This is a genomic window from Halomonas sp. E19, from assembly GCF_052439355.1.
Lineage (GTDB): Bacteria > Pseudomonadota > Gammaproteobacteria > Pseudomonadales > Halomonadaceae > Halomonas.
On sequence record NZ_JBNFWU010000001.1, the window covers coordinates 540,557 to 562,397 of the forward strand.

The window sequence follows — 21,841 nt, forward strand, 5'->3', positions numbered from 1 at the left end:
CGTGATCGACGCTGACGGCTTTCGCCCCAACGTTGGCATTATCATTGCCAACTCGCAGGGGCAGCTACTTTGGGCGCGTCGGGTAGGACAGAATGCGTGGCAGTTTCCCCAGGGAGGCATCAAGGCGACCGAGACACCGCAGCAGGCGCTCTATCGTGAGCTGGAAGAGGAAATCGGCCTGACGGCCGACGATGTCGATCTGCTTGCCTGTACCCGGGGATGGCTGCGCTATCGCTTGCCGCGACGCATGATTCGCACCAATGCACGGCCGGTCTGCATCGGCCAGAAACAGAAGTGGTTCCTGCTGCGGATACGCTGTGCCGAGAGCCGCATCTGCATGGATGGCTCGGCCAAGCCGGAGTTCGATAGCTGGCGCTGGGTCAGCTACTGGTATCCGCTGGGCCAGGTCGTGCCCTTCAAGCGCGAGGTCTACCGCCGCGCCTTGAGCGAGCTGTCGCTGCGCGCGCAGCGCCTGGCGCTGGAGGGCCGCTGAGCGTGGCCGTGCACGCAAGCGACGCCAAGGGCGGCGAAGCCGGGCGGCTGCCGAGGGTTCGGCCCGTTCAACCTGATGACAAGGCGCGGCACTGATGCCTCGGCCAGGCGGGAGACGACAATAAATGGAAAGCAAGACGCCCATGCTGGAGGTGCTGCGCCGGGTCATACAAGAGGTCAATGGAGCGCGTAACCTCGATGCGGCGCTGGCCACCATGGTGCGGCGCATCCGCAAGGCCATGCGCACCGACGTATGCTCCTTCTATCTCTACGATCCCGAGATCGAGGCGCTGGTGCTGATGGAAACCATCGGCCTCAACAGCCAGGCCGTCGGTCAGGTCAGCATGCGGGTGGGCGAGGGCCTGGTCGGCCTGGTGGCCGAGCGCGAGGAGCCGCTCAACCTGGAAGACGCGCCGGCACATCCACGCTTCCGCTACTTCGAGGAGACCGGCGAGGAGCGCTTCTCGAGTTTTCTCGGCGTGCCGATCATCCATCAGCGGCGCATGCTCGGCGTGCTGGTGGTACAGCAGAGCGAGAAGCGCCGCTACGACGAGGAAGACGAAGCCTTCCTGATCACCATGGGCGCGCAGTTGGCCGGCGTGCTGGCCCACGCCCTGGCCACCGGCAGCCTCAGCCGGCCCACGCTGCCCGGCGGGCAGGCGCAGTTCACCGGGGTGGCGGCGTCGCCCGGCATGGCCATCGGCAACGTGGTGGTGGTTGCTCCCCTGGCGGATCTCAACAGCGTGCCCGACCTCGTGCCCACCGACGTCGAGTACGAGATCGTGCGCCTGAAGGAGGCCATTGAGCGGGTGCGCGAGGAGATCCGCGCCGCAGGCGAGCGCCTGGCCAATCGCATCTCGGCTCAGGAGCTGGCGCTGTTCGAGGTCTACCAGCAGATGCTCAGCGAGGCCGCACTCTCGCAGGAGGTCGAGAAACGCATCCGCGAGGGGCAGTGGGCGCCGGGTGCGCTGGCCGACGTGGTGCGCCGCCACGTGCAGTACCTCGAACGGGTCGACGACGACTACCTGCGCGAGCGCGCCGCCGACGTGCGCGACCTGGGGCGGCGCGTGCTGGCGCACCTGCAGGAGGAGTCCCCGCAGGTGCTTGACCACTTCCCCGACAACGCCGTGCTGGTGGGCGACGAGATCAGCGTGGCCACCCTCGGCGAAGTGCCGCGCGAGCGCCTGGCGGGGCTGGTCTCGGTGCGTGGCTCCAGCACCTCGCACGTGGCAATCCTGGCCCGCGCCATGGGTATTCCCACCGTGCTTGGCATGGTCGACCTGCCGCTGCCGCGCCTGTCCGGTGCGCGGGTGATCCTCGACGGCCACCGCGGGCGGCTGTTCGTGCGCCCCTCGGCCGAGCTCGAAAGCCACTATCGCAGCCTGATCGCCGAGGAGCAGGCGCTCAGCGACGTGCTCGAACACGAGCAGGACCTACCCAGCGAGACCCGCGACGGCCATGTGATGCCGCTGATGGTCAACACTGGCCTGGCAATCGACACCTCCATCTCGTTGCGACGCCGCATCAGCGGGGTCGGGCTCTATCGCACCGAAGTGCCGTTCATGGTGGCCGAGCGCTTCCCCGGCGAGCAGGAGCAGACCCGCCTCTACCGCGACCAGCTGGAAAGCTTTCGCCGCTGCCCGTGGTGATGCGCACGCTAGATATCGGCGGCGACAAGGACCTACCGTACTTCCCCATCGAGGAGGCCAACCCCTTCCTCGGCTGGCGCGGCATCCGCGTTACCCTCGATCATCCCGAAGTACTGATGGTGCAGCTGCGCGCCATGCTGCGCGCTTCCCAGGGGCTCGACAACCTGCAGGTGCTGCTGCCGATGGTCACCAACGTCGACGAGGTCGACGATGCCCTGCGCCTGCTCGACCGTGCGATCCTCGAGCTGGGCGAGGAGCAGGTCGAGGTGCGCCGCCCGCGGGTGGGGGTGATGCTCGAGGTGCCGGCGACGCTCTACCAGCTCGATGCGCTGGCCGAGCGGGTCGACTTCTTCTCGGTGGGCAGCAACGACCTCACCCAGTACCTGCTGGCGGTGGATCGCAACAACCCCAGGGTGGCGGGGCTCTACGATCCGTTTCACCCGGCCGTGCTGTGCGCCATGTCGCGTCTGGCCGAGGAGGCCGCGCGGCTCGGCAAGCCCATCTCGGTCTGCGGCGAGCTGGCCGGCGACCCGGCGGGCGCGCTGCTGCTGCTGGGGATGGGCTTCGATTCGCTCTCCATGAACGCTCCCAGCCTGCCTCGGGTGCGTGCCGCCATTCGCCGGGTCTCGCTGGATGCCGCCCGCGGCCTGGTCCAGGAAACCTTAGGACTGAACACGCCTCGCGCGGTGCGCGACCATCTGTTTGGCCGGCTGGAAGAGTGGCAGCTGTCGCACCTGCTGCCGCCGCGGGACTGAGGCGCCATGTGCCTGATCGTTTTCGCCTACGCGCCGGGCAGTCGCTACCCGCTGCGGCTGGTCGCCAACCGTGACGAATTTCACCAACGACCCGCGGCGCCGCTGGCCCGGTGGCAGGATGCCCCGGCGATCGTCGGTGGGCGCGACCTGGAGGCGGGCGGCAGCTGGCTGGCAGTGCATGAGCGGGGCCGCTTCGCAGCGGTGACCAACGTGCGTGACCCGGCGCTCAAGGTGGCTGTCGATGCCCCAAGCCGCGGCCAACTGGTGCGTGACGCGCTGGAAGCGGCGGACCTGACGGCGTGGCTGGAGGCCCTGGCAGGCGGCAGCGGCTGGCGCTATGCCGGCTTCAACCTGCTGGTGGGCGACCAGGCGCGGCTGTGGCACCTGCACCGCGGCGGCGAACGGCTGGAGCTCAACGCCGTTGCTCCCGGCGTGCATGGGCTCTCCAACGCCACCCTGAACACGCCCTGGCCCAAGCTGATCGCGGCGCGCCAGGGGCTGCTTGCAGCGCTGGGTCGACGGCGCTGGCCGCAGCAGGCCCTGGCGGCCATGGCCGACCAGGCCCCGGCCGATGACGCCCACCTGCCCGATACCGGCGTCGGCCTGGCGCTGGAGCGAAGCCTTTCGCCGGCCTTCATCGTCGGCGAGCGCTACGGCACTCGCGCCACGACCTGGCTGGAGTGGGACGCCGAGGCAGGCATCATGGCGCTGGGCGAGCGCCGCTTCGGTCCCGGCGGGGCGGCGCTGGGCGAAAGCCTGCAGCGTGTCGGGGTGGTGCCAGCCCCCAATGCTGGGCGCTGCGGTGACTCTCGCCGTGCAGCGACGTAAACTCAGCGGATATAAAGGATGGATGACGAAGGCATAGGGAACCGCATGCCCACCTCAACGCGCACCGACCGCTTCTGGTCGTATCTCGTCTGGCCACTGCTGTGGCCGTTTCTGCTGGCCCAGGCCGTGCTGGTGCTGCTGTGCCTCGTGCTGGGGCTATTCCTGTGGCTTGCCATGCCCGATCCCGTCTCGTGGGCGGCATCCGGTTGGCTGCTGGTGGCACTGCTGATCGGCACCACCCTCACCACCACGGCCTTCCTGCTGCAGCTTCGCCATCGCATGCGGGAATATGAAGGGCAGGCGAACGATGGCCTGCGCCGCGTCGAGCGCCACCTGCTCGCTGCCGGTCGGGTGCTGCCGCCCTGGCTTGGGCTACCGGCCCAGCCTGTCGCCGGTGACGTCTCGCCAGGTGAGCGCCTCGACCACTTGCAGGACAGCGCCGCTCAGCTGCAGGCCTGCCTGCACGAGATGCCCAGCGTGGTGGGGCTAATGGCCTCGGCGTCGCGTCCGTCGCTGCTGCTTCATCATGAGCAGATCGTCAACGCCAACCTGGCCATGGAGAAGCTGCTGGGCAAGAGCATCGAGGCCCTGCGCGGGTGCGATGCGCTGCACTACTGCCAGGCCCATCACGGGCCGGACGGCAGCCTGCAGGAGATGAGCCTGCGCGATGTCGAAGGGAGCTGGCACCGCCTGAGCGTGGAGCGGCTGGAGGCGCCGCCCTACCAGCTGCTGCGCTTCATGCCTACCTCGGAGCGCCTGCCGCAGCTGGGCAATCTGGTGGCGTCCCGCGAGCGGGCCCGCGAGGACTCGCGCCTGAAGTCGCGCTACCTGGCCCTGCTGCAGCGCGAGCTGGAACCGCTGCTGGATGAGCTGGCCGGCAACCTGGAAGTTGCCCGGAGCGGCTTCAACGACAAACGCCTGGCCATCCTGCACGATCGCATGGCCGATATCAGCCTGCTGGTCAGCAGCTTGGTCGACGACGGCGAGCGGCCCACCTCTCACGAAGAGCATCTGGCCAACCCGGTCGTGACGCTGCGCGTGCTGGTCGTCGACGACGGGCCGGTCAATCGCATGCTGGCGGGTCAGGTGCTGGAAGAACAGGGCTGTATCGTCACCAGCGTGGCCAGCGGCCACGAGGCGCTGGAGCAGCAGCAGCGCCAGCCCTTCGACCTGGTGCTGCTGGATATCTACATGCCCGACATGAGCGGCCTCGAGGTGGCGCGCCGCTGGCGCGACCAGGAAGCCCGCCAACAGGCCGAGCGCGCCGTGCTGGTTGCGCTGACGGCCAATGCCAGTGAAGTCGACCAGGAATCTTTTCTCGATAGCGGCATGGACGACTATCTGGCCAAACCCTATGGGCCCAAGGCGCTGGTTCAGCTGCTGCGTCAGTGGCACCCCGGCAACCATGAGGAAAAACGCCACAATGACACTCTTTCTTACCCTGGCGGGATACCTGGCGCTCGGTGCTGCAGCCGGCACCATGGCCGGCCTGTTCGGCGTGGGCGGCGGCCTGATCATCGTGCCTGCGCTGGTCTTTGCCTTCGGCCTGCAGGGCGTGGATGCCAGCATCGCCATGCACCTGGCCATCGGTACCTCGCTGGCCACCATCGTGGTGACTGGCTCCTCGTCGGCCTGGGCGCACTATCAGAAGAACAGCATCCGGCGCGACTGGTTCCTGGCCCTGTTGCCGGGGCTGGTATTGGGCGCCATCCTGGGGGTGTTCGTCGCCGGTGCCTTGTCGGCCGGGCTGCTCGGCACCCTGTTCGGCCTGTTCGTGATCGCGGTGGCGATCAAGATGGCGCTGGGTCTTGGCCCCAAGCCGGGCAGCGTGGCGCCGGGCCGACTGGGCATGGGCATCGCCGGCGCGGTAATCGGCAGCATCTCGGCGCTGTTTGGCATCGGTGGCGGTACGCTGTGCGTGCCGTGGCTGTCGCGCTGCGGTGCCACCATGACTCAGGCGGTCGGCACCTCGGCGGCCTGCGGCCTGCCCATTGCGCTGTTTGGCGCGGCCACCTTCATCGTCATGGGCTGGGGCCATGCGCTGCTGCCGCCCGGAGCCACAGGCTTCGTCATGTGGCCCGCCTTCTTCGGCATCGTGATCACCAGCGTGCCGTTTGCGCGCGTCGGGGCGCGGCTGGCCCATGCGCTGCCGGCTAAGGTCCTGCGCCTGGCGTTCGCCGCGCTGCTGGCGATCGTCGGTCTGCGCTTCCTGCTCTGAGGTGTCGATGAACTATCCCGCAATCGATCCGGTCGCCATCGCCCTGGGCCCGTTCCAGGTCCACTGGTACGGCCTGATGTACGTGGTCGGCTTTGTTGGCGCCTGGTGGCTCGGCCGCCAGCGCGCCGAGCGCTTCGGCCTCACCCATGACGACGTTGGCGATCTGCTTTTCTATGCCGCCATCGGCGTGGTGGCAGGGGGCGCCTGGGCTATGCGCTCTTCTACGGCCTGGGCCAGTGGCTGGCCGACCCGCTGTGGATATTCCGCGTGTGGGACGGTGGCATGAGCTTCCATGGCGGGCTGATCGGCGTGCTGCTGGCGGCGCTGTGGTTCGCGCGCAAGAAGCGCATGGCCTTCTTCACCCTCACCGACTTCATCGCCCCGCTGGTCCCGATCGGCCTGGGCGCCGGGCGCATCGGCAACTTCATCAACCGCGAGCTGCCGGGGCGGGTCACCGAGCTGCCGTGGGGCATGCCGTTCCCCGGCATGGGGCCGGCACCGCGTCACCCCACCGCGCTGTACGAAGCCTTTCTGGAAGGGCTGGTGCTGTTCGCCGTGCTGTGGTGGGTCTCAGCCAGGCCGCAGGCTCGCGGGCTGGTTTCGGGGCTGTTTCTGCTGCTCTACGGCATCTTCCGCTTCGGCGTCGAATTCGTGCGCCTGCCCGACCCGCACATCGGCTTCATCGCCTTTGGCTGGGTGACCATGGGCATGCTGCTGACGCTGCCGATGATCGCCTTCGGCAGCGCCTTGATCGTGTGGTCGCGCCGCCAGCCGGTGGATGTTCGGGTTGGGTAGTGATGGGGGGCGAGTGGCGGTAGACTCTCGCTCGACATGTCTTCTTCCAGAGCCAGCCTGACGATGCCTGACGAACGCGACACTGCCCCGCTGGGGCAGCCTGCCCTTGAACAGCCCTACCTCGACCTGATGCGCCAGGTGCTCGAGCACGGGGTGGAACGCGACGACCGTACCGGGGTCGGCACGCGTTCGCTGTTCGGCCACCAGATGCGCTTCGACCTTTCCCGCGGCTTCCCGCTGGTGACGACGAAGAAGCTGCACCTGCGCTCGATCATCTACGAGCTGCTGTGGTTCCTGCGCGGCGACACCAACATCGCCTACCTCAAGGACAACGGGGTCAGCATCTGGGACGAGTGGGCCGATGAAAACGGCGACCTTGGCCCCGTCTACGGCGCCCAGTGGCGCAGCTGGCCCGACCCGCGCGGCGGCCACGTCGACCAGATTGCCGCGCTGCTCGAACAGCTGCGCCGCAACCCCCAGTCGCGACGGCTGATCGTCTCGGCCTGGAACCCGGCGCTGGTCGACGAGATGGCGCTGCCGCCGTGCCACTGCCTGTTCCAGTTCTACGTGGCCGAGGGGCGGCTCTCCTGCCAGCTCTACCAGCGCAGCGCCGACATCTTCCTCGGCGTACCGTTCAACATTGCCAGCTATGCGCTGCTGACGTGCATGATCGCCCAGGTGGCAGGCCTCGAGCCCGGCGACTTCGTGCACACCCTGGGCGATGCCCACCTCTATCTGAACCATCTGGAGCAGGCCGAGCTGCAGCTTTCGCGCACGCCGCGCCCGGCTCCCCGGCTGATGCTGGAACCGAGCGTCACGTCGCTGTTCGACTTCCGCTTCGAACATATCGCCATCGAGGGCTATGAGCCTCACCCCCATATCAAGGCCGAGGTCGCCGTATGACAGACGAGACCCTGGTGCCTGTGGCCATGATCGCCGCCGTCGCCCGCAACCGCGTGATAGGCGTTGACAACAAGCTGCCTTGGTACCTGCCGGAAGATCTCAAGTTCTTCAAGCGCATGACCCAGGCCAAGCCGCTGGTCATGGGACGCAAGACGTTCCAGTCCATCGGTCGACCGCTGCCGGGCCGGCTCAACATCGTCGTCACCCGCGACAGCACCTTCCAGCATGCTGGCATTCGCGTCTGTCACGACCTGGCTGCGGCGCTGGCCCTGGCCGACCAGCAGGCCACCATCGACGCCGTGGACGAGATCATGGTGATGGGCGGCGGCGAGATCTACGCCCAGGCGCTGCCCCATGCCAGCCGCATCTATCTCACAGAGGTGGAGATCGAGGTCGAGGGCGACACCCGCTTTCCCGAGCTGGACGAGCGCGAGTGGCAGGAAGTGCAGCGCGTGCCGGGTACGCCGGCGGCAGGGCAGCCCGGCTACAGCTTCGTGCAGTACCAGCGCCGCCAGGCCGACGATTTGTCAGCGCCTCGCTTGTGACACACACTGTCGCTTGTGACACACCCTGTGCGATGTGACACCTGGCGAAGCAAGAAGCCAACCATCTTGTCGTGCCGTCAACGTGAGCCTGCCTGGAGGATGCCGGTTTGATCGAAGAGCGTTCATGCCACCTGTTCAGCACCCTGGAGGCTCGTGCCGCCCATGCGCTGGAAGCGCTGCGCACCTGCCGCGAGCAGCTGCGGCAGCTGGAGGCGCGGCTGGCCGACGCCGAAGCGGCACGCCTTGAGCTGATGGAAGAGAACCGCGAGCTCGACGAGCAGAACCGCGAGCTGGAAGAGGACAACGCACGCCTGCGCGAGCGGCTGCGCAAGGGCGAGCCGGCGCCGGTGTTCCCCGGCCCCGCCCGCCGCGCCCAAGGCCTTTCGGCGCTGATGGGCCATCGCCCGCGCGAGGAGCCGGCCGCTCAGGACGATGCGCCGGCGCCGGCCTCCCAGCCCGAGCCCGCCGCGGCAGCCGACAAGGCAGCGGTAACGCAGCACGACGAGCGCCAGGCCAGCCTCGCCATCGAACAGGCGCCTAGCGCCGAAGCGCTGCTGGCCCAGTGGTACCAGCGCTACCCCAAGGCCTTCTTCAAGGGGCACACCCGCCCCCTGCAGGTGGGCATTCACCACGCCCTTGCCGCCCGCGAGCCCTGGCCCGAAAAGCTGGTGCGCCGGGCGCTGGCCGGCTACGTCAACCTGCCGCGTTATCTGAAAGCCGTGCGCGAAGGTGCGGTGCGCATCGACCTCGAAGGCCAGCCGGCCGGCGAGGTCGACGCCCAGGCCGGCGAGCACGCCCGGCGCAAGCTGGAACAGCTGCAGGGCGAGAGCCGCCGCGGCAATGGGGCGAGCGGGCGCAAGCCGTGCGCCAGGGCCGGCCGGGCGCACGGCGGCAAGCCGCCACGGCAGGCCACCGCCCAGGACACCCAGCCAGGGCGCTCCGATGCCGAAAGGGCGGTGGGTGGCGACAGGCCGGTGGTGCCAGCCCCCGTTCCGGCATCCGCTTCCGTCGAACCTGCCGACCCCGCCGCGCGCATGGAGGCGAAGCTCTCGGCGCTGCTCGCCAAGCACGGCAACCGCTCGCCGGGCGACTGAGCGCCCACGCTTCGCTGCGTTAACCCGCCGGCCTTGCCAGCAAGGGGGCGGGCGGGCATCATGTCGTGGCTCATCGCTGCCAGGTGACTGTTTCGACAGGCCTGCGGCTGCGGTCGGAAGGGCGGGAAGCGCACGACCGCATGGGCAGGCGGAAGTTCCATCGGGAAAGTGAGCACGGTAGGAAAACAGTGTTTTTTCTTATTGCGTTCCTATTTTTCCCGGTATAGAGTTCTACCTGCGAGCATTGGACTATAACAAGGCTTCGCTGCGGTCATGTCCGGCCTCCGGCCCTTCCTGGGAAGGAACCGAGCCAAGCACGGCGGGACCCATGCCCGGCAAGCTACCTGCACCGATCGCCGATTCGTGCAGTAACGATCGAAACAGTAAGCTAGTGAAAGGAACTATCGCGATGAAAAAGACACTGTTAGCGACTGCCATTGCCGGCGCCCTGGGCGTCTCCGCTGCCGCTCAGGCGGCTACCGTTTATGACCAGGACGGCACTCAGGTTGACGTCTATGGCCGTATCAACATGGGCGTGACTACCGGCGGAACAGATACCACCCAATTCCGTCCACATCGTTTGAATCCTGTTACAGGTCAAATTGACCTCGCTGATACTGAAGCTCGTGAGATCAAGGCCTCGGGTTCTGAGTTCGTGGACGTGTTCTCCCGCTTCGGTTTCCGCGCTCGTCATAACGTGGCGCCGGATCTCCAGGCCTTCGCCAACATGGAGTTCCGTCCCAACCTGACTCACCAGAACACTAATGCAATGACCATCCGCAACTCCTTCCTGGGCCTGCGTGGCGACCAGTGGGGTATGGTCCGCATCGGTAACTTCGACGGTGTGGTCTACCAGGCTGTGACCAGCAAGTTTGAAGTCCATGAGTACGAGGGCTTCACTGCTATCAGCGGTGGTCCGACTGGTGCTCGCGGCGACTCCATCCAGTACTCCACCCCGAACCTGGAAGGCTTCCAGGCTCACCTGCAGGTGAAGCACGCGTCAGGTAACGGCAATGTAGTGGGTGATGGTGACAACTCTTCCACCGTAAGCTGGCAGACAGCTGTCAACTACCAGTGGCAGGACCTGTACCTGGCGGCTGGCTACAACCAGTCCAAGGATCTGGATGCTTCCAGCCTCGAAGACCGCAATGCCAGCTATAAGGGTGGCGGTGCCTACCCCGCTGGCGAGGACATCTGGACTGTGATGGCCGCTTACCAGTTCACCCCGGCTTTCTCTGCGCGCGTGAAGTACGAGGAAGTTAGCGACAGGTTTGATAATGATGAGCTTGATAGACGTGCAGCATATTATGAGGCGCGTGGTAATAACGGAGCTGCTAGCAACATCTATGGTGCTGCCCGTAACCTGTGGACTGTCGGTGCTACCTTCGACTATGGCATGGGCGAAATCTATGCAGACTACAACCGCATTCGCTCCGCGTTTGAGGGTGTAGACAGCCGCAACGCCTGGACCTTGGGTGCCAACTACCGTTTCAGCAAGCCGATGTACGTCTGGGCTGAAATCCACGACGCTGATTTCGATTTCGACGCGGAAGAGACTACTCTGTCTGATCTGAACGACGAGATTCGTTACACCGTCGGTCTGCGCTACGACTTCTAAGTCGTAACCTAGCAGATTGCTACATACGTCGCTACGGCGACGACAGAACCGGCCCTTCGGGGCCGGTTTTTTTGTATCGGGCCAAAGGGCTTGATACATATCAATGAAAGGTGGCGTTATATCGCCTATGTCACGCCAGGCCCGAGACAGGCGGGGCCGGGCGAGACACAATCGAGCCAGACAGCCCGCCACGCCGTGCACAAGGAGAGGTCATGCCGCTCGAGTCCGTTCCGTGCCAGCCGGGAAGCGCGACCCGCTGCGCGCGCTGCACCTTGCACGCCCGCTGCCTGCCCCTGGGGCTGGCGCTCGATGCACTCTCTTCCTTCGACGCCATCATCCAGCACCCGCGCCCGCTCAAGCGCGGCGCGGCGCTGGTGCGCCAGGGCGATGCGTTCACCAGCCTCTACGTGGTGCGCTCCGGCAGCCTGAAGCAGACCGTGGCCTTGGAAGGGCAGCGCGACCAGGTTACCCATTTCTACCTGCCCGGCGAGCTGGTGGGGCTGGATGCCATCGGCGAGGCGCACTGCTATGGCAGCGTGGTCGCGCTGGAAAGCGCCTTTGTCTGCGAGCTGCCGTTCACCCGGCTGGAGGATCTCGCCGAGCGGGTGCCCGAACTGCGCGGCCAGCTCTACCGCTGCATGAGCCGTGAGCTGCGCAACGACCAGCGCATGATGTGCCTGCTCTCGGGGCGAACCGCCGACCAGCGCCTGGCGAGCTTCCTGCTTGGGCTTTCCGAGCGCTTCCGCACCCGCGGCTACTCGCCGTACTGTTTTCACCTTTCCATGTCGCGATCGGATATCGGCAGCTACCTGGGCCTGGCGCTGGAAACCGTCAGCCGCGTGCTGGCGCGCTTCCAGGAGCAGGGCATGCTCACGGTCACCGGCCGCGAGCTGACTGTGCACGACTTCGAGGCGCTGGTGGCACTCGCCGAAGATGGGGTAGGGCGGCAGGCCTACGTATAAAGTCTCGCCACGGTAACGAAAACAGCCGCCCACTGGGCGGCCGTTTTCGTTACAAGGTCACTCGCACTCACTTACTCGATCACTCACACGATCACCGAGCCGCGTTGCGCTGGCGTGAACGGTAAGGCGTTTCAGCGTTAGCTGCTAGGCGCTGATGCGCTGGCCGGGGCTTGCGAGGATGCTCTTCAGGTGCGCCAGGTCGCGCGAAACATCGGTTTCAACGAACTCCGCAAGCAGGCGTTCGGCTTCCTGTTGCGCCGCCATTCGCACGTACTCTTCGTAGTTCGTGATTGCCGCATCACAATAGCGGCAATGCAAAACATCGGTGGGCTTTGGGTTGGCGTTCCAGTAGTTCACGCCGTGGCATTCGTTACACGGCACTTTCCTTGTGCGTTTAAACATGTTGGCCTCCTGCCATATGTTTTCACGGGGAAATTTGATCCTATCACGCCTTGCAGGAAACGGAAGGGGGTTTGGGGCCTCTTTCGTCTATGCCGTATTGCCGTCGTTTCGGCTGGGTTGCTGCGCGGAGATGGCAGGCGTGAAGTGTGGCGAAGGGATTCCGGACGGGATGGCGCCCCCATCAGGATTCGAACCTGAGACCTTCCCCTTAGGAGGGGGACGCTCTATCCAGCTGAGCTATGGGGGCCGCTCGGCTGCGCATTATAGGCGCTTGCGGCGCCGAGATAAACCGCTGCCGCCGTGGCGGCAGGCTGCGTAACGCTGTCGCACCCCGCTTCGTCAGTGCCCAAGCCAGCCGCTGGGGCGGTATAGTAGGGCGCTTTCCTTCCTGCTCGTCATATGACACTTCCAGGGGTTCTCAATGCTCAAGCGCCTCCTTCCCGTGCTGATCCTGGCCATCGGCGTGGCCGGCTTCGTGGCGCTGCGCCTGACGCGGCCGGAGCCTGACGAGGCGGTGCCGCAGGAGCGCAGCTGGCGGGTCGAGGCGATGACGGTGGCCTATGCGGAGCAGGTGCCGGTGCTGCCGCTGTTCGGCGAGGTCGTGGCGCCCGACCGGGTCAGCCTGGTGGCGCCCATGGTGGGGCGCATCGCCGAGCGGCCGGTTCGCGAAGGCCAGCGCGTCGCCGCCGGTACCTTGCTGGTGGCGCTGGAGGAGGCCGACGTGCTGCCGCCCTGCGCCAGGCCGAGGCCGAGGTGGCGGATATCGCGGCGCAGATCGCCAACGAGCGGATACGCCACGCCAATGATCGTGACGCCCTGGCGCGGGAGCGCGATATCGTCACCAATGCCCAGCGCCAGCTGGAGCGCACCCGCTCGCTGGTCGAGCGCAACCTGGCCTCCAGCGCCGACCTGGACAACGCCAGCGATACCTTGGCCCGGGCGCGCCTGACGGTGGCCACCCGTGAAGGCGCCATCGCCGAGCATCCCGCCAGGCTGCAGAGCCTGGAAGCGCGGCTGGCGCGGGCCGAGGCCGTGCGCGAGGCGGCGCAGCGCGACGTCCTGCGCAGCCGCGTCGAAGCGCCGTTCGAGGGCATCGTCACCGGGGTGCGGGTCGCGCCGGGCGACCAGGTTGGCGCAAGGGCGGCGCTGCTGTCGCTCTATCCCCTGATCAATTTGAAGTTCGCGCCAGGGTGCCTCAAGGCTTCCTGGCCGAGCTTGGCGAATGGCTGGAGCGCGGCGAGCCGCTGACGGCGATGGCGGCGGACGGCGGTCAGCGATTCCGGCTGCAGCGCCTGGCCGGCGAGAGCGACCCGGGCGGCACCGAGGCGATCCTGGCGCTGGAAGGCGAGGCGGCGGGGCTGCGCCCGGGTGCGCTGGTTCCGCTGCTGCTGCAGCGCCCCGCGGTGGCCGAGGCCATGGCGGTGCCCTTCAGCGCCCTGCACGGCAGCGATGTGCTCTATCGCATCGATGATGAAAGCCGCCTGCGGCGCCACCGTGTGACCCGCCTGGGCGAGACCCTGGCTGCCGACGGCGAGCGCTGGGCGCTGGTGCGGCCGGAAGGGCTTGCCGCCGGCGAGCGCATCATCGTCACTCATTTGCCCAACGCCACGCAGGGGCTGCGGGTGGAGGTGGCCGAATCCGAGGCGTCGTTGGATGCGAGCGAGCCGCAGCCATGAGCCGCCGGCGCGGGGTGATCGGCTTCTTCGTGCACCATCGTGTCGCCGCCAACCTGGTGATGCTGGCGATGCTGCTGGGCGGCGTGCTGGGTATCGCACGGATGAACGTGCAGTTCTTCCCCAGCTTCGCCCTCGACGTGGTCAGCGTGCGGGTGGTGTGGAGCAGGGCCTCGGCCGAGGACATCGAGCAGGGCATCACCAACCCGCTGGAACAACGGCTGCGCAGCCTCGACGGGCTCAAGCGCATGACGTCCACCTCCGCCCAGGGCGTCGCCAGCATCACCCTGGAGTTCGTCGAGGGCAGCGACCCGGTGCTGGCCCTGGACGACGTGCGCCAGCAGGTCGACGGCTTCACCAGCCTGCCGGCCGATGCCGAAGCGCCGGAGGTGAGCCGGATGGCGCGCTACGAGCCGGTGGCACGGCTGCTGGTGCGCGGCGAGCTCGACGCGCGCGAGCTGCGCCAGCTGGTGCACCGTTTCGAGAGCGAGCTGCTGCTGCGCGGCATCGACCGGGTGGAGGTGGGTGGGCTGGCGCAGCAGCAGATCAGCATCGAGGTGCCGGCGGAGCGACTCCAAAGCCTGTCGCTGTCGCTGGAGCAGGTTGCCGAGCGCATACAGGGCATGTCCCGGGACCTGCCCGCCGGCGTGCTGGGGCAGCAGGACAGCGCCCGCGAGCTGCGCTCGCTGGAGCAGCGGCGCGATGCGCTGGGCTTCGAGAGCCTGCCGATCCTCAGCAGCGACCGGGTCCAGCTGCGCCTGGGGGACATCGCCACGATCCGCCAGGAACCGCGGGAAGGGCAGCTGCGCGTTAGCCGTCGGGGCGAGCCGGCGGTGGAGCTGCTGTTGCAGCGCGCCGAAAGCGGCGACTCCCTGGCGGCCGCCAGGGTGCTCGACGAATGGCTGGCCGAGACTCGCCCGCAGCTGCCGCCCAGCGTGGTGCTGGAGGTACACGACGAGTCCTGGCAGCTGATCGACGAGCGCATCTCGCTGTTGATCAGCAACGGTGCGGGCGGCCTGCTGCTGGTGGTGATCCTGCTCTACTTCTTCCTGCCGGCGCGGGTGGCGCTGTGGGTGGCCATCGGCATTCCCACCGCGTTCATGGCTGCCCTCGGGGTGTTCTGGGGCATCGGCGGTTCGATCAACATGATGTCGCTGTTCGCGTTGATCATGGCGCTGGGTGTGATCGTCGACGATGCCATTGTGGTGGGCGAGGACGCCGACGCCCACCACCGCGCCGGAGAGGCGCCGCGGCACGCCTCGGCGGGGGCTGCGCGGCGCATGCTGTGGCCGGTGCTGGCCTCGTCGCTGACCACCGTCGCGGCCTTCATGCCGCTGCTGATGGTGGGTGGGGTGATCGGTAATATCCTCGGCGACATCCCGATCATCATGATCTGCGTGCTGATTGCGTCGCTGCTGGAGTGCTTCGTGGTGCTGCCGGCCCACCTGCGCAATGCCTTTGTTCCCGGCCGTTTGGCGTCGCGGCCTGAGCGCCCGCGCCACGGGCTGTCCGCCCTGCGCCAGGGGTTCGAGAACGCCTTCCAGCGCTTTCGTGAGGGCCCTTCCGGCGCTTCTCGGCGCTCTCCCTGCGCCATCGGGGCGCTACGCTGGCCATGGCGTTCGCAGTGGCCCTGGTGACGGCGGGCCTGCTGGCCGGCGGGCGCATCGGCTTCAATTTCTTCCCCGCGCCCGAGCCCAGCGTACTCTACGCCAACGTCAACTTCGTGGCCGGCACCGACCGGGCGCGGGTGGATCGTTTCCTCGACCACCTGCAGGCCACGCTTGAAGAGACCGATCGTGCGCTCGGCGGCGAGCTGGTCAAGATGGCGGTGGTGCGCCACGGCGCCACCATCGCGGGGGAGCACCGAGCCGCAGCGCCGACGAGGCGGGATCGGTGATGGTCGAGCTGGTGTCGTCGGACCATCGCGACGTGCGTAACACCGCTTTCATCGCCGCCTGGCGCGAGCGCATCGCGCTGCCGGCCGGGCTTGACAGCTTCACCATCAGCGAGCGCGCCGCCGGCCCGCCGGGCCAGGACATCAATATCCGCCTGAGCGGGGACGATGCCATGGCGCTGCGCCAGGCGGCCGATTCGCTGCGCCAGTCGCTGGCCAGCCTGCCGGGCATCCTCGATACCCAGGACGACATGCCCTGGGGACGTGAGCAGCTGATCTACCGGGTCAACCCCTGGGGCGAGGCGCTGGGGCTGACCACCGCTGAGCTTGGCCGCCAGCTGCGCACCGCCTTCGACGGCCAGGTGGTGCAGGTACACCAGGCCGGGGCCGACGAGATCGAGGTACGCGTTCAGCTGCCCCGTGAGCAGCGCGAGCGCATCGCCACCCTGACGAGCCTCGCCGTGCAGCTGCCCGATGGGCGCCAGGTGGGGCTGGAGCAGGTCATGGAACTGAGCTATCGGCAGGGCTTCGAGGCGCTGCGTCACGCCGACGGCCGGCTGGCGGTGGAGGTCACCGCCGAGCTCGATACCACGGTCAGCTCGGCCGACCGGGTGCGCGAAGCGCTCCTGGCCGGGGTGCTGCCGAACCTGGCCCGCGACCATCACCTCGAGTACAGCTTCGAGGGGCGTGCCGCCGACCAGCGCGAGACGCTGGCCGACATGCGTACCGGCCTGCTGGTGGGGCTGGGCCTGATGTACGCCGTGCTGACCTGGGTCTTCGCTTCCTGGAGCCTGCCGCTGATCGTCATGGCGATCATTCCCTTCTCGCTGATCGGTGCGCTGCTCGGGCACTGGCTGCTGGGCATCGACCTGACGATCCTGTCGCTCTTCGGCCTGTTCGGCCTTTCCGGTATCGTGGTCAACAACGCCATCATCCTGGTCAGCTTCTACCGGCTGCAGCGCGACCGCGGCCTGGGCATCGACGAGGCGCTCAACGAAGCGGTGGTGCAGCGCGTGCGAGCGGTGCTGCTCACCTCGCTGACCACCATCGGCGGCCTGCTGCCGCTGCTGTTCGAGACCTCGCTGCAGGCCCAGTTCCTGATCCCCATGGCGGTCTCCATCGCCTTCGGGCTTGGGGTCTCCACGCTGCTGGTGCTGCTGGTGATCCCCGCGCTGCTCTCCTGGCTTGAGCATGGGCTGGTGCGCTGGGCGGGGCGAGGAGAGCCGGCGAGCGCCAGCTGAAACAGCTGCAACCTGAGAGGAGAGCCACATGGACGTCGCCGACTACCAGCGCCACGATGCCCTGGGCCTGGCTGCGCTGATTCGCGCCGGCGAGGTGAGCCGCGAGGAGGTGTTCGCCGCCGCCTGCACCGCCATCGAGCGGGGCAACCCGTACCTGGGGGCGGTGGTGCGCACCCGCTTCGAGCGCGCCCGGTACGAGCTTCAATTGGCTGACGCCACGGCGCCCTTTACCGGCGTGCCGACCCTGACCAAGGACCTGCTGATGGCCATTGCCGGGGAGCCGCTGGCCTTCGGCAGCGCGGCCCTGGCGGCGTGGCGTCCCGAGCAGGACTCGACCCTGGTCGCCCGCCTGCGCCAGGCCGGCTTCGCCCTGCTCGGGCAGACGGCCACGCCTGAGCTTGGGTTGATGGGCATCACCGAGCCGCGGGCCTTTCCGCATCCCGTCAATCCATGGCTGGCCGGCCACTCGCCGGGCGGATCCAGCGGCGGAGCGGCCGCGGCGGTAGCGGGGGCTGGTGCCGTTGGCCCTGGCCGGCGACGGCGGCGGCTCGATCCGCATACCCGCCAGCTATTGCGGCCTGTTCGGGCTCAAGCCCTCGCGCGGGCGGGTGCCGCAGGGGCCCCAGCATGGCGAGGTGTGGCTGGGTGCGGTGGTCGAGCATGCGCTGACCCGCTCGGTGCGCGACAGCGCCGCGCTGCTCGATGCCATCAACGGCATGGAGGCGGGCGCACCCTACCCGCTCCGGCACGAGCAGGGCTTCCTGGCGGCGCTGGAACGCCCGCCCGCTCCGCTGCGGGTGGCGGTCTCGCTGGGCGAGCCGCTGGGCAGGTCGCTCGGCACCCGGCTCGATCCCGAGGTGCGACTGGCCGTGGAAGCGGCGGCGCGCACGCTGGAAGGGCTGGGCCACCACGTCGAGTGGGCCGAGCCACCGGTTGATGGCGAGGCGCTGGCCAACGCCTACCTGACGCTCTACCTGGGGCAGGTGGGGGCCGACCTGGCCTGGATATCGGGTGCGACCGGCGTGCCTGTCTCGCGCCTCGCTATCGAGCCCGCGACCCGGGCCATTGCCCGCCTGGGCCATGCCTTGCCGGTGCGGGACTACGAGCTTTCCCGGCGTGAGTGGAACCTGGCGGCGCGGGCGATGGGCGAGTTTCATCGCCGCTACGACGCGCTGCTGCTGCCGGTTGCCGCCGCACCGGCGCCGCGGCTCGGTGAGCTCTACCCGCCGCCCGCCCGGGAGTGGCTGATGAAGGTTCTGGCGGTTCCCGGCCTGCCGCGGCTGGCCCTCAAGGCCGGCATGTTATCGCGCCTGGCGCGCGATGCCCTGGCCCGCACGCCCTATACCCAGCTCGCCAACCTCACCGGCCAGCCGGCCATGTCGCTGCCGCTGCATGTCTCGCCGCAGGGGCTGCCGGTCGGCGTCCAGGTGGTTGGCCCCATGGGCGACGAGCGTCGCCTGCTGGCATTGGCGGCCCAGGTCGAAGCGGAGGTGCGCTGGGGGCGTCACCTGCCCAGGGTCGGGAAAGCCAGGTAGAATGCGCGCCAGACAACGCCACGGCAGCCAGCCATGATCGATTCCGCTCCGCTTTCCTCCGCCGGCGACCGCCACTTCGACGGCCTGGCCGACAAGTTCGCCGGCAGCCTCTACGGTGGCCCGCGCGGCGAGCTGCGCCTGGCCATGCTCGATGCGCTGCTGCCGCAGATGCTCGAACTCGATGGCCAGCCGCTGCTGGACGTGGGCGGCGGCCTGGGCCAGCTCTCGGCCTGGTTTGCCCGGCGCGGCCACGCGGTCACCCTGCTGGAGCCTTCCGGCGACATGCTCGACCAGGCCCGGCGGTTACTGCATGGTCAGCAGGTGAGCTTCGTGCAGGCGCCGCTGCAGGCGATGGCGCAGCGGGCCCCGGCCCTGGCCGCTGATCGCCTGCCACGCCGTGCTGGAGTGGCTCAGCGACCCGCGCGCCGCCTTCGCCATGCTTGCCGAGCGCCTGGCGCCGGGCGGCCAGATGTCACTGATGGTGTTCAATCGCGATGCGCTGCGCTTCTCCAACGTGGTCAAGGGCAACCTGCAGAAGGCGCTGGACGATCGCCTGGAGGGCACCGGCAAGCGTCAGCGCCTGACCCCCATCTCGCCGCTTTGCCATGAGCAGGTCGCCACTTGGAGCCGGGAGCAAGGCCTGGCGATACGCTCGGTGGCGGGCATTCGTGTCTTCCATGACTACCTGCGCCATCCGCCGGCCAGCGAAGCCGACTGGCAGCGCCTGGTGGCACTGGAACATCGCTACTGCCAGGCCGAGCCGCACTGGCGCCTGGGGCGCTACCTGCTCTATACGCTGGTACGGGAAGGCCAGCCCACGCGAGGAGTCGCTCATGAATGCTGAGACCCCGGCCTGCCAGCTGCTGCAGCGTCAGGACGCCGACTATCGCGGCTGGCTGTGGGTGGCGCCGCCGCGGGATGCCTGGCTCGAGCAGGGGCAGGGCAGCGTCGTCAGTGCCGATCATGGCGTGCTCCAGGCCTGGCGGGAGTGCGGCCGCGTGGCCGTTTCTCCCTTCGACGACGCGGCCCTCGAACCGCCCGGGGCGGTGCTGTTCTGGCCCAAGGCCCATGCCCTGGGCGAGTGGTGGCTGCTGTGGCTATGCGCCAATCTGCCGGCGGGCACGCGGCTGCAACTGGTGGGGGAGAACCAGGGCGGCATCAAGCGAGTGCTCAAGGTGCTGGCGGCGCTGGGGCTGGGCTGTCGCAAGCTCGACAGCGCGCGGCGCTGTATGCTGTTCGAGACTCGCCTCGATCGTGTCGGCATCGACCCGGATGCGGCCTGGACCACCTTCGAGGCCGAGGGGCTGACCCTGGCCAGTCACCCCGGGGTGTTCGGCCACGGCAAGCTCGATGAGGGAACCCGGCTGCTGCTCGGTGAGCTCGAACGCCACCTGCCGGGGCCGGAGCGAGTGCGGGAGGTACTCGACATGGGCTGCGGCGACGGCATCCTCGCCGCCTGGCTGGCGCGCCGCGGCCATGCGGTGACGGCGGTGGACGTCAACGGTTTTGCGGTGGAAGCAACCCGGCGTACCCTGGCGGCCAATGGCCTGGCCGGGCAGGTGTTGGTCGGCGATGTCTATTCGGCGCTGGCGGGGCGGCGCTTCGCCGCCATCATCAGCAATCCGCCGTTTCACCAGGAGCGCAGCATCGACTACGGCCCCGCCGGGCGGCTGATTCGCGAGGCGCCGGTGCACCTGCAGCCGGACGGCGAATTGTGGCTGGTGGCCAACGCCTTCCTGCCCTATCCCGACCTGCTCGAGAGCGCCTTCGGTGGTTTCCAGATCGTTGCCGACGACCAGCGGTTTCGGGTCTATCGCGCCGTGACTGGAGCCCGGTAGGCAATATCGGTGATGAGGTAGACGCTATCGCCCGCCGGGGCCTTTACCGTGACCTCGTCGTCCAGCGCCTTGCCCAGCAGTGCCTTGGCTAGCGGGGCGTCGACGCTGATCCAGCGCTTGGCCGTGTCGGTCTCGTCGTGGCCGACGATGCGGATCTGCATCTCCTCGCCCTCATCGTCCTCGAGGGTGACGAAGGCGCCGAAGTACACCTTGCCGGTATCCGCCGGCAGGCGGTCCACCACCTGCAGCTCATCAAGGCGCTTGGTCAGGTAGCGAATGCGCGCGATGACCCGGTTGAGCTCCTTCTTGTTGTAGGTGTAATCGGCGTTCTCGCTGCGGTCGCCCAGCGCTGCGGCTTCGCCCACCTTGGCCGAGAGTTCCGGCCGCTTGACCCGCGAGAGATGATCGAGAATGCCGCGCAGGCGGGCCGCCCCCTCGGCGGTGATCAGGTGGCTTCTTGGCTCCTGGCGCGGATCCTTGGCCGGATCGCGCCAGCGCGTCATGTTGCGGCCTTTCATGCGGTTGCGTCCTCCTTCGATCGAGACTGGCAACATACGCCAAAGCGCCGAGCCGGGCCACAGGGCGGTCGTGTGGCTGGCTGTTAATTCAAACGTTCGTTACAGTGCAGGGGCGGCGGCTTGCCGCGCACAACAACAACCTCCCGAAGGAAGGAGAATGAACATGCTACGACGTCAGCTACTTGCCGCCGCCCTGGGCGCCGGCCTGCTGCTCGCCCCGCTTGGTGCGGCGTTGGCCTGGGAAGGCGAGGTCGAGTCGCTCAAGCAGCGCTGGGAGCAGATCACCACCCAGCGGGCCGAAGGGCAGCGCCGCGACTCGCTGAAGTCCCTCGCCGACGAGGCGGAGCGGCTGGTCCAGGCCAATCCCAACCAGGCGCAGCCGCTGATCTGGTACGGCATCATCGAGGCCTCGCATGCCCGCGAGCGCAGCGGCCTTGGGGCGCTGGGCAGCGCCCGTAGCGCACGCGATGCCCTGGAGCGAGCCGTGGAGCTCGATCGTCATGGCGGCAACGGCTCGGCCTTCGTCACGCTGGGGGCACTCTACGACCGGGCGCCGGGTCGCCCCGTTGGCTTCGGCAACAGCGCCACCGCCGAGCGCATGTTCAAGCGTGCGCTGCAGATCCGCCCCGAGGGTATCGACGTGAATTACTATTACGCTGCCTTCCTCCAGGACGAAGGGCGCCGCGACGAGGCGCGCCAGCATGCGCAGCGCGCCGTCGAGGGCACGGCGCGCGAGGATCGCCAGATCTCCGACGAGGCGCTGCGCGAACAGGCCAGGGCGCTGCTGGCCCAGCTGTAGCGCGCACCGCGTACCGCCCAGGCTGCCCAACGGCGGCCCGGGCGGTTGGCACCGCCGGCTTCGGTCATGATAATGGTCCCAT

Annotated in this window: 19 protein-coding genes, 1 tRNA gene and 5 pseudogenes; 21 read left to right on the forward strand and 4 right to left on the reverse strand. The window is 68.1% G+C overall.

Annotated features, from left to right (window positions below; genetic code table 11):
* Window position 1: 1 nt before the first annotated feature.
* The 3 genes and pseudogenes from ACUDAL_RS02925 to ACUDAL_RS02935 all read left to right on the forward strand — a co-directional run bounded on the left by ACUDAL_RS02925 (window position 2) and on the right by ACUDAL_RS02935 (window position 3,724).
* Complete coding sequence (locus ACUDAL_RS02925; RefSeq protein ID WP_444677086.1) at window positions 2–493, forward strand: RNA pyrophosphohydrolase; 492 nt, start codon at window positions 2–4, stop codon at window positions 491–493.
* 142 nt (window positions 494–635) lie between these two features.
* Window positions 636–2,896: pseudogene (ptsP, locus tag ACUDAL_RS02930) on the forward strand (phosphoenolpyruvate--protein phosphotransferase).
* A 6-nt stretch (window positions 2,897–2,902) separates the two neighbouring features.
* Window positions 2,903–3,724, forward strand: a complete 822-nt coding sequence (locus ACUDAL_RS02935) for an NRDE family protein (protein WP_444677087.1) — start codon at window positions 2,903–2,905, stop codon at window positions 3,722–3,724.
* Between the two features lie 156 nt (window positions 3,725–3,880).
* On the opposite strand, the gene ACUDAL_RS02940 is transcribed toward ACUDAL_RS02935, so the two are convergent.
* Window positions 3,881–4,057 carry a hypothetical protein gene (locus ACUDAL_RS02940; RefSeq protein ID WP_444677088.1) on the reverse strand — a complete coding sequence of 59 codons (177 nt, stop codon included), beginning with the start codon at window positions 4,055–4,057 and terminating at the stop codon, window positions 3,881–3,883.
* Between the two features lie 738 nt (window positions 4,058–4,795).
* Between ACUDAL_RS02940 and ACUDAL_RS02945 the strand changes: the two are divergent.
* From ACUDAL_RS02945 to fnr, 8 genes and pseudogenes are all read left to right on the forward strand, one after another.
* A pseudogene (locus ACUDAL_RS02945) lies at window positions 4,796–5,047 on the forward strand (response regulator); the annotation flags it as partial.
* A 100-nt stretch (window positions 5,048–5,147) separates the two neighbouring features.
* A complete protein-coding gene (locus ACUDAL_RS02950) occupies window positions 5,148–5,942 on the forward strand; it encodes a sulfite exporter TauE/SafE family protein (protein ID WP_444677089.1) in 795 nt (264 codons plus the stop codon).
* A 7-nt stretch (window positions 5,943–5,949) separates the two neighbouring features.
* Window positions 5,950–6,737: pseudogene (lgt, locus tag ACUDAL_RS02955) on the forward strand (prolipoprotein diacylglyceryl transferase).
* A 63-nt stretch (window positions 6,738–6,800) separates the two neighbouring features.
* Window positions 6,801–7,640: a thymidylate synthase gene (locus ACUDAL_RS02960; RefSeq protein WP_444677090.1), complete on the forward strand. Its 840-nt coding sequence runs from the start codon at window positions 6,801–6,803 to the stop codon at window positions 7,638–7,640.
* The gene (locus ACUDAL_RS02965; protein ID WP_444677091.1) at window positions 7,637–8,185 is read left to right on the forward strand and encodes a dihydrofolate reductase; all 549 of its coding nucleotides are present in this window, start codon (window positions 7,637–7,639) and stop codon (window positions 8,183–8,185) included. Before ACUDAL_RS02960 ends, ACUDAL_RS02965 begins: the two co-directional genes overlap by 4 nt.
* Window positions 8,186–8,292: 107 nt before the next feature.
* Window positions 8,293–9,279, forward strand: coding sequence for a ProQ/FINO family protein (locus ACUDAL_RS02970; RefSeq protein ID WP_444677092.1), 987 nt, complete (start codon window positions 8,293–8,295; stop codon window positions 9,277–9,279).
* Between the two features lie 409 nt (window positions 9,280–9,688).
* Complete coding sequence (locus ACUDAL_RS02975; protein WP_444677093.1) at window positions 9,689–10,897, forward strand: porin; 1,209 nt, start codon at window positions 9,689–9,691, stop codon at window positions 10,895–10,897.
* Window positions 10,898–11,109: 212 nt separating this feature from the next.
* On the forward strand, window positions 11,110–11,859 hold the full coding sequence (gene fnr / locus ACUDAL_RS02980; RefSeq protein WP_444677094.1) for a fumarate/nitrate reduction transcriptional regulator Fnr: 750 nt from the start codon (window positions 11,110–11,112) through the stop codon (window positions 11,857–11,859).
* A gap of 144 nt (window positions 11,860–12,003) precedes the next feature.
* On the opposite strand, the gene ACUDAL_RS02985 is transcribed toward fnr, so the two are convergent.
* Window positions 12,004–12,261: a hypothetical protein gene (locus tag ACUDAL_RS02985; RefSeq protein WP_444677095.1), complete on the reverse strand. Its 258-nt coding sequence runs from the start codon at window positions 12,259–12,261 to the stop codon at window positions 12,004–12,006.
* Window positions 12,262–12,431: 170 nt separating this feature from the next.
* Window positions 12,432–12,508, reverse strand: a tRNA-Arg gene (locus tag ACUDAL_RS02990).
* 174 nt (window positions 12,509–12,682) lie between these two features.
* Here ACUDAL_RS02990 and ACUDAL_RS02995 point away from each other — a divergent pair.
* The 9 genes and pseudogenes from ACUDAL_RS02995 (at window position 12,683) to ACUDAL_RS03035 (ending at window position 20,442) form a co-directional block, all read left to right on the forward strand.
* Window positions 12,683–13,210 (forward strand): hypothetical protein, encoded by a 528-nt coding sequence (locus tag ACUDAL_RS02995; protein WP_444677096.1) that lies wholly within the window; start codon window positions 12,683–12,685, stop codon window positions 13,208–13,210.
* Complete coding sequence (locus ACUDAL_RS03000) at window positions 13,192–13,509, forward strand: hypothetical protein (protein ID WP_444677097.1); 318 nt, start codon at window positions 13,192–13,194, stop codon at window positions 13,507–13,509. Before ACUDAL_RS02995 ends, ACUDAL_RS03000 begins: the two co-directional genes overlap by 19 nt.
* Window positions 13,452–13,937, forward strand: coding sequence for a hypothetical protein (locus ACUDAL_RS03005; RefSeq protein ID WP_444677098.1), 486 nt, complete (start codon window positions 13,452–13,454; stop codon window positions 13,935–13,937). Before ACUDAL_RS03000 ends, ACUDAL_RS03005 begins: the two co-directional genes overlap by 58 nt.
* The gene (locus ACUDAL_RS03010; protein ID WP_444677099.1) at window positions 13,934–15,571 is read left to right on the forward strand and encodes an efflux RND transporter permease subunit; all 1,638 of its coding nucleotides are present in this window, start codon (window positions 13,934–13,936) and stop codon (window positions 15,569–15,571) included. Before ACUDAL_RS03005 ends, ACUDAL_RS03010 begins: the two co-directional genes overlap by 4 nt.
* Window positions 15,547–15,831 (forward strand): hypothetical protein, encoded by a 285-nt coding sequence (locus ACUDAL_RS03015; RefSeq protein ID WP_444677100.1) that lies wholly within the window; start codon window positions 15,547–15,549, stop codon window positions 15,829–15,831. Before ACUDAL_RS03010 ends, ACUDAL_RS03015 begins: the two co-directional genes overlap by 25 nt.
* Window positions 15,831–17,069, forward strand: a complete 1,239-nt coding sequence (locus ACUDAL_RS03020) for an efflux RND transporter permease subunit (RefSeq protein WP_444677101.1) — start codon at window positions 15,831–15,833, stop codon at window positions 17,067–17,069. The genes ACUDAL_RS03015 and ACUDAL_RS03020 overlap by 1 nt, the downstream gene beginning before the upstream one ends.
* 28 nt (window positions 17,070–17,097) lie before the next feature.
* Window positions 17,098–18,604: pseudogene (locus tag ACUDAL_RS03025) on the forward strand (amidase).
* A 33-nt stretch (window positions 18,605–18,637) separates the two neighbouring features.
* Window positions 18,638–19,448: pseudogene (locus ACUDAL_RS03030) on the forward strand (methyltransferase domain-containing protein).
* Window positions 19,438–20,442: a methyltransferase gene (locus ACUDAL_RS03035; RefSeq protein ID WP_444677102.1), complete on the forward strand. Its 1,005-nt coding sequence runs from the start codon at window positions 19,438–19,440 to the stop codon at window positions 20,440–20,442. The pseudogene ACUDAL_RS03030 and the gene ACUDAL_RS03035 overlap by 11 nt, the downstream one beginning before the upstream one ends.
* Here the strand turns inward: ACUDAL_RS03035 and greB are convergent.
* Complete coding sequence (gene greB / locus ACUDAL_RS03040) at window positions 20,415–20,960, reverse strand: transcription elongation factor GreB (RefSeq protein WP_444677103.1); 546 nt, start codon at window positions 20,958–20,960, stop codon at window positions 20,415–20,417. The genes ACUDAL_RS03035 and greB overlap by 28 nt on opposite strands.
* Before the next feature lie 163 nt (window positions 20,961–21,123).
* Between greB and ACUDAL_RS03045 the strand changes: the two genes are divergently transcribed.
* Window positions 21,124–21,759, forward strand: a complete 636-nt coding sequence (locus ACUDAL_RS03045; protein ID WP_444677104.1) for a hypothetical protein — start codon at window positions 21,124–21,126, stop codon at window positions 21,757–21,759.
* Window positions 21,760–21,841: the final 82 nt, after the last annotated feature.

Excerpts from the sequence above, each read along its gene's own strand:
- ACUDAL_RS02935 (WP_444677087.1), top strand. The coding sequence starts at position 2,903 with ATGTGCCTGATCGTTTTCGCCTACGCGCCGGGCAGTCGCTACCCGCTG.
- ACUDAL_RS02950 (WP_444677089.1), top strand. The coding sequence starts at position 5,148 with ATGACACTCTTTCTTACCCTGGCGGGATACCTGGCGCTCGGTGCTGCA.
- ACUDAL_RS02960 (WP_444677090.1), top strand. The coding sequence starts at position 6,801 with ATGCCTGACGAACGCGACACTGCCCCGCTGGGGCAGCCTGCCCTTGAA.
- ACUDAL_RS02965 (WP_444677091.1), top strand. The coding sequence starts at position 7,637 with ATGACAGACGAGACCCTGGTGCCTGTGGCCATGATCGCCGCCGTCGCC.
- ACUDAL_RS02975 (WP_444677093.1), top strand. The coding sequence starts at position 9,689 with ATGAAAAAGACACTGTTAGCGACTGCCATTGCCGGCGCCCTGGGCGTC.
- fnr (WP_444677094.1), top strand. The coding sequence starts at position 11,110 with ATGCCGCTCGAGTCCGTTCCGTGCCAGCCGGGAAGCGCGACCCGCTGC.
- ACUDAL_RS02985 (WP_444677095.1), bottom strand. The coding sequence starts at position 12,261 with ATGTTTAAACGCACAAGGAAAGTGCCGTGTAACGAATGCCACGGCGTG.
- ACUDAL_RS02995 (WP_444677096.1), top strand. The coding sequence starts at position 12,683 with ATGCTCAAGCGCCTCCTTCCCGTGCTGATCCTGGCCATCGGCGTGGCC.
- ACUDAL_RS03010 (WP_444677099.1), top strand. The coding sequence starts at position 13,934 with ATGAGCCGCCGGCGCGGGGTGATCGGCTTCTTCGTGCACCATCGTGTC.
- ACUDAL_RS03015 (WP_444677100.1), top strand. The coding sequence starts at position 15,547 with ATGGCGTTCGCAGTGGCCCTGGTGACGGCGGGCCTGCTGGCCGGCGGG.
- ACUDAL_RS03020 (WP_444677101.1), top strand. The coding sequence starts at position 15,831 with ATGGTCGAGCTGGTGTCGTCGGACCATCGCGACGTGCGTAACACCGCT.
- ACUDAL_RS03035 (WP_444677102.1), top strand. The coding sequence starts at position 19,438 with ATGAATGCTGAGACCCCGGCCTGCCAGCTGCTGCAGCGTCAGGACGCC.
- greB (WP_444677103.1), bottom strand. The coding sequence starts at position 20,960 with ATGAAAGGCCGCAACATGACGCGCTGGCGCGATCCGGCCAAGGATCCG.
- ACUDAL_RS03045 (WP_444677104.1), top strand. The coding sequence starts at position 21,124 with ATGCTACGACGTCAGCTACTTGCCGCCGCCCTGGGCGCCGGCCTGCTG.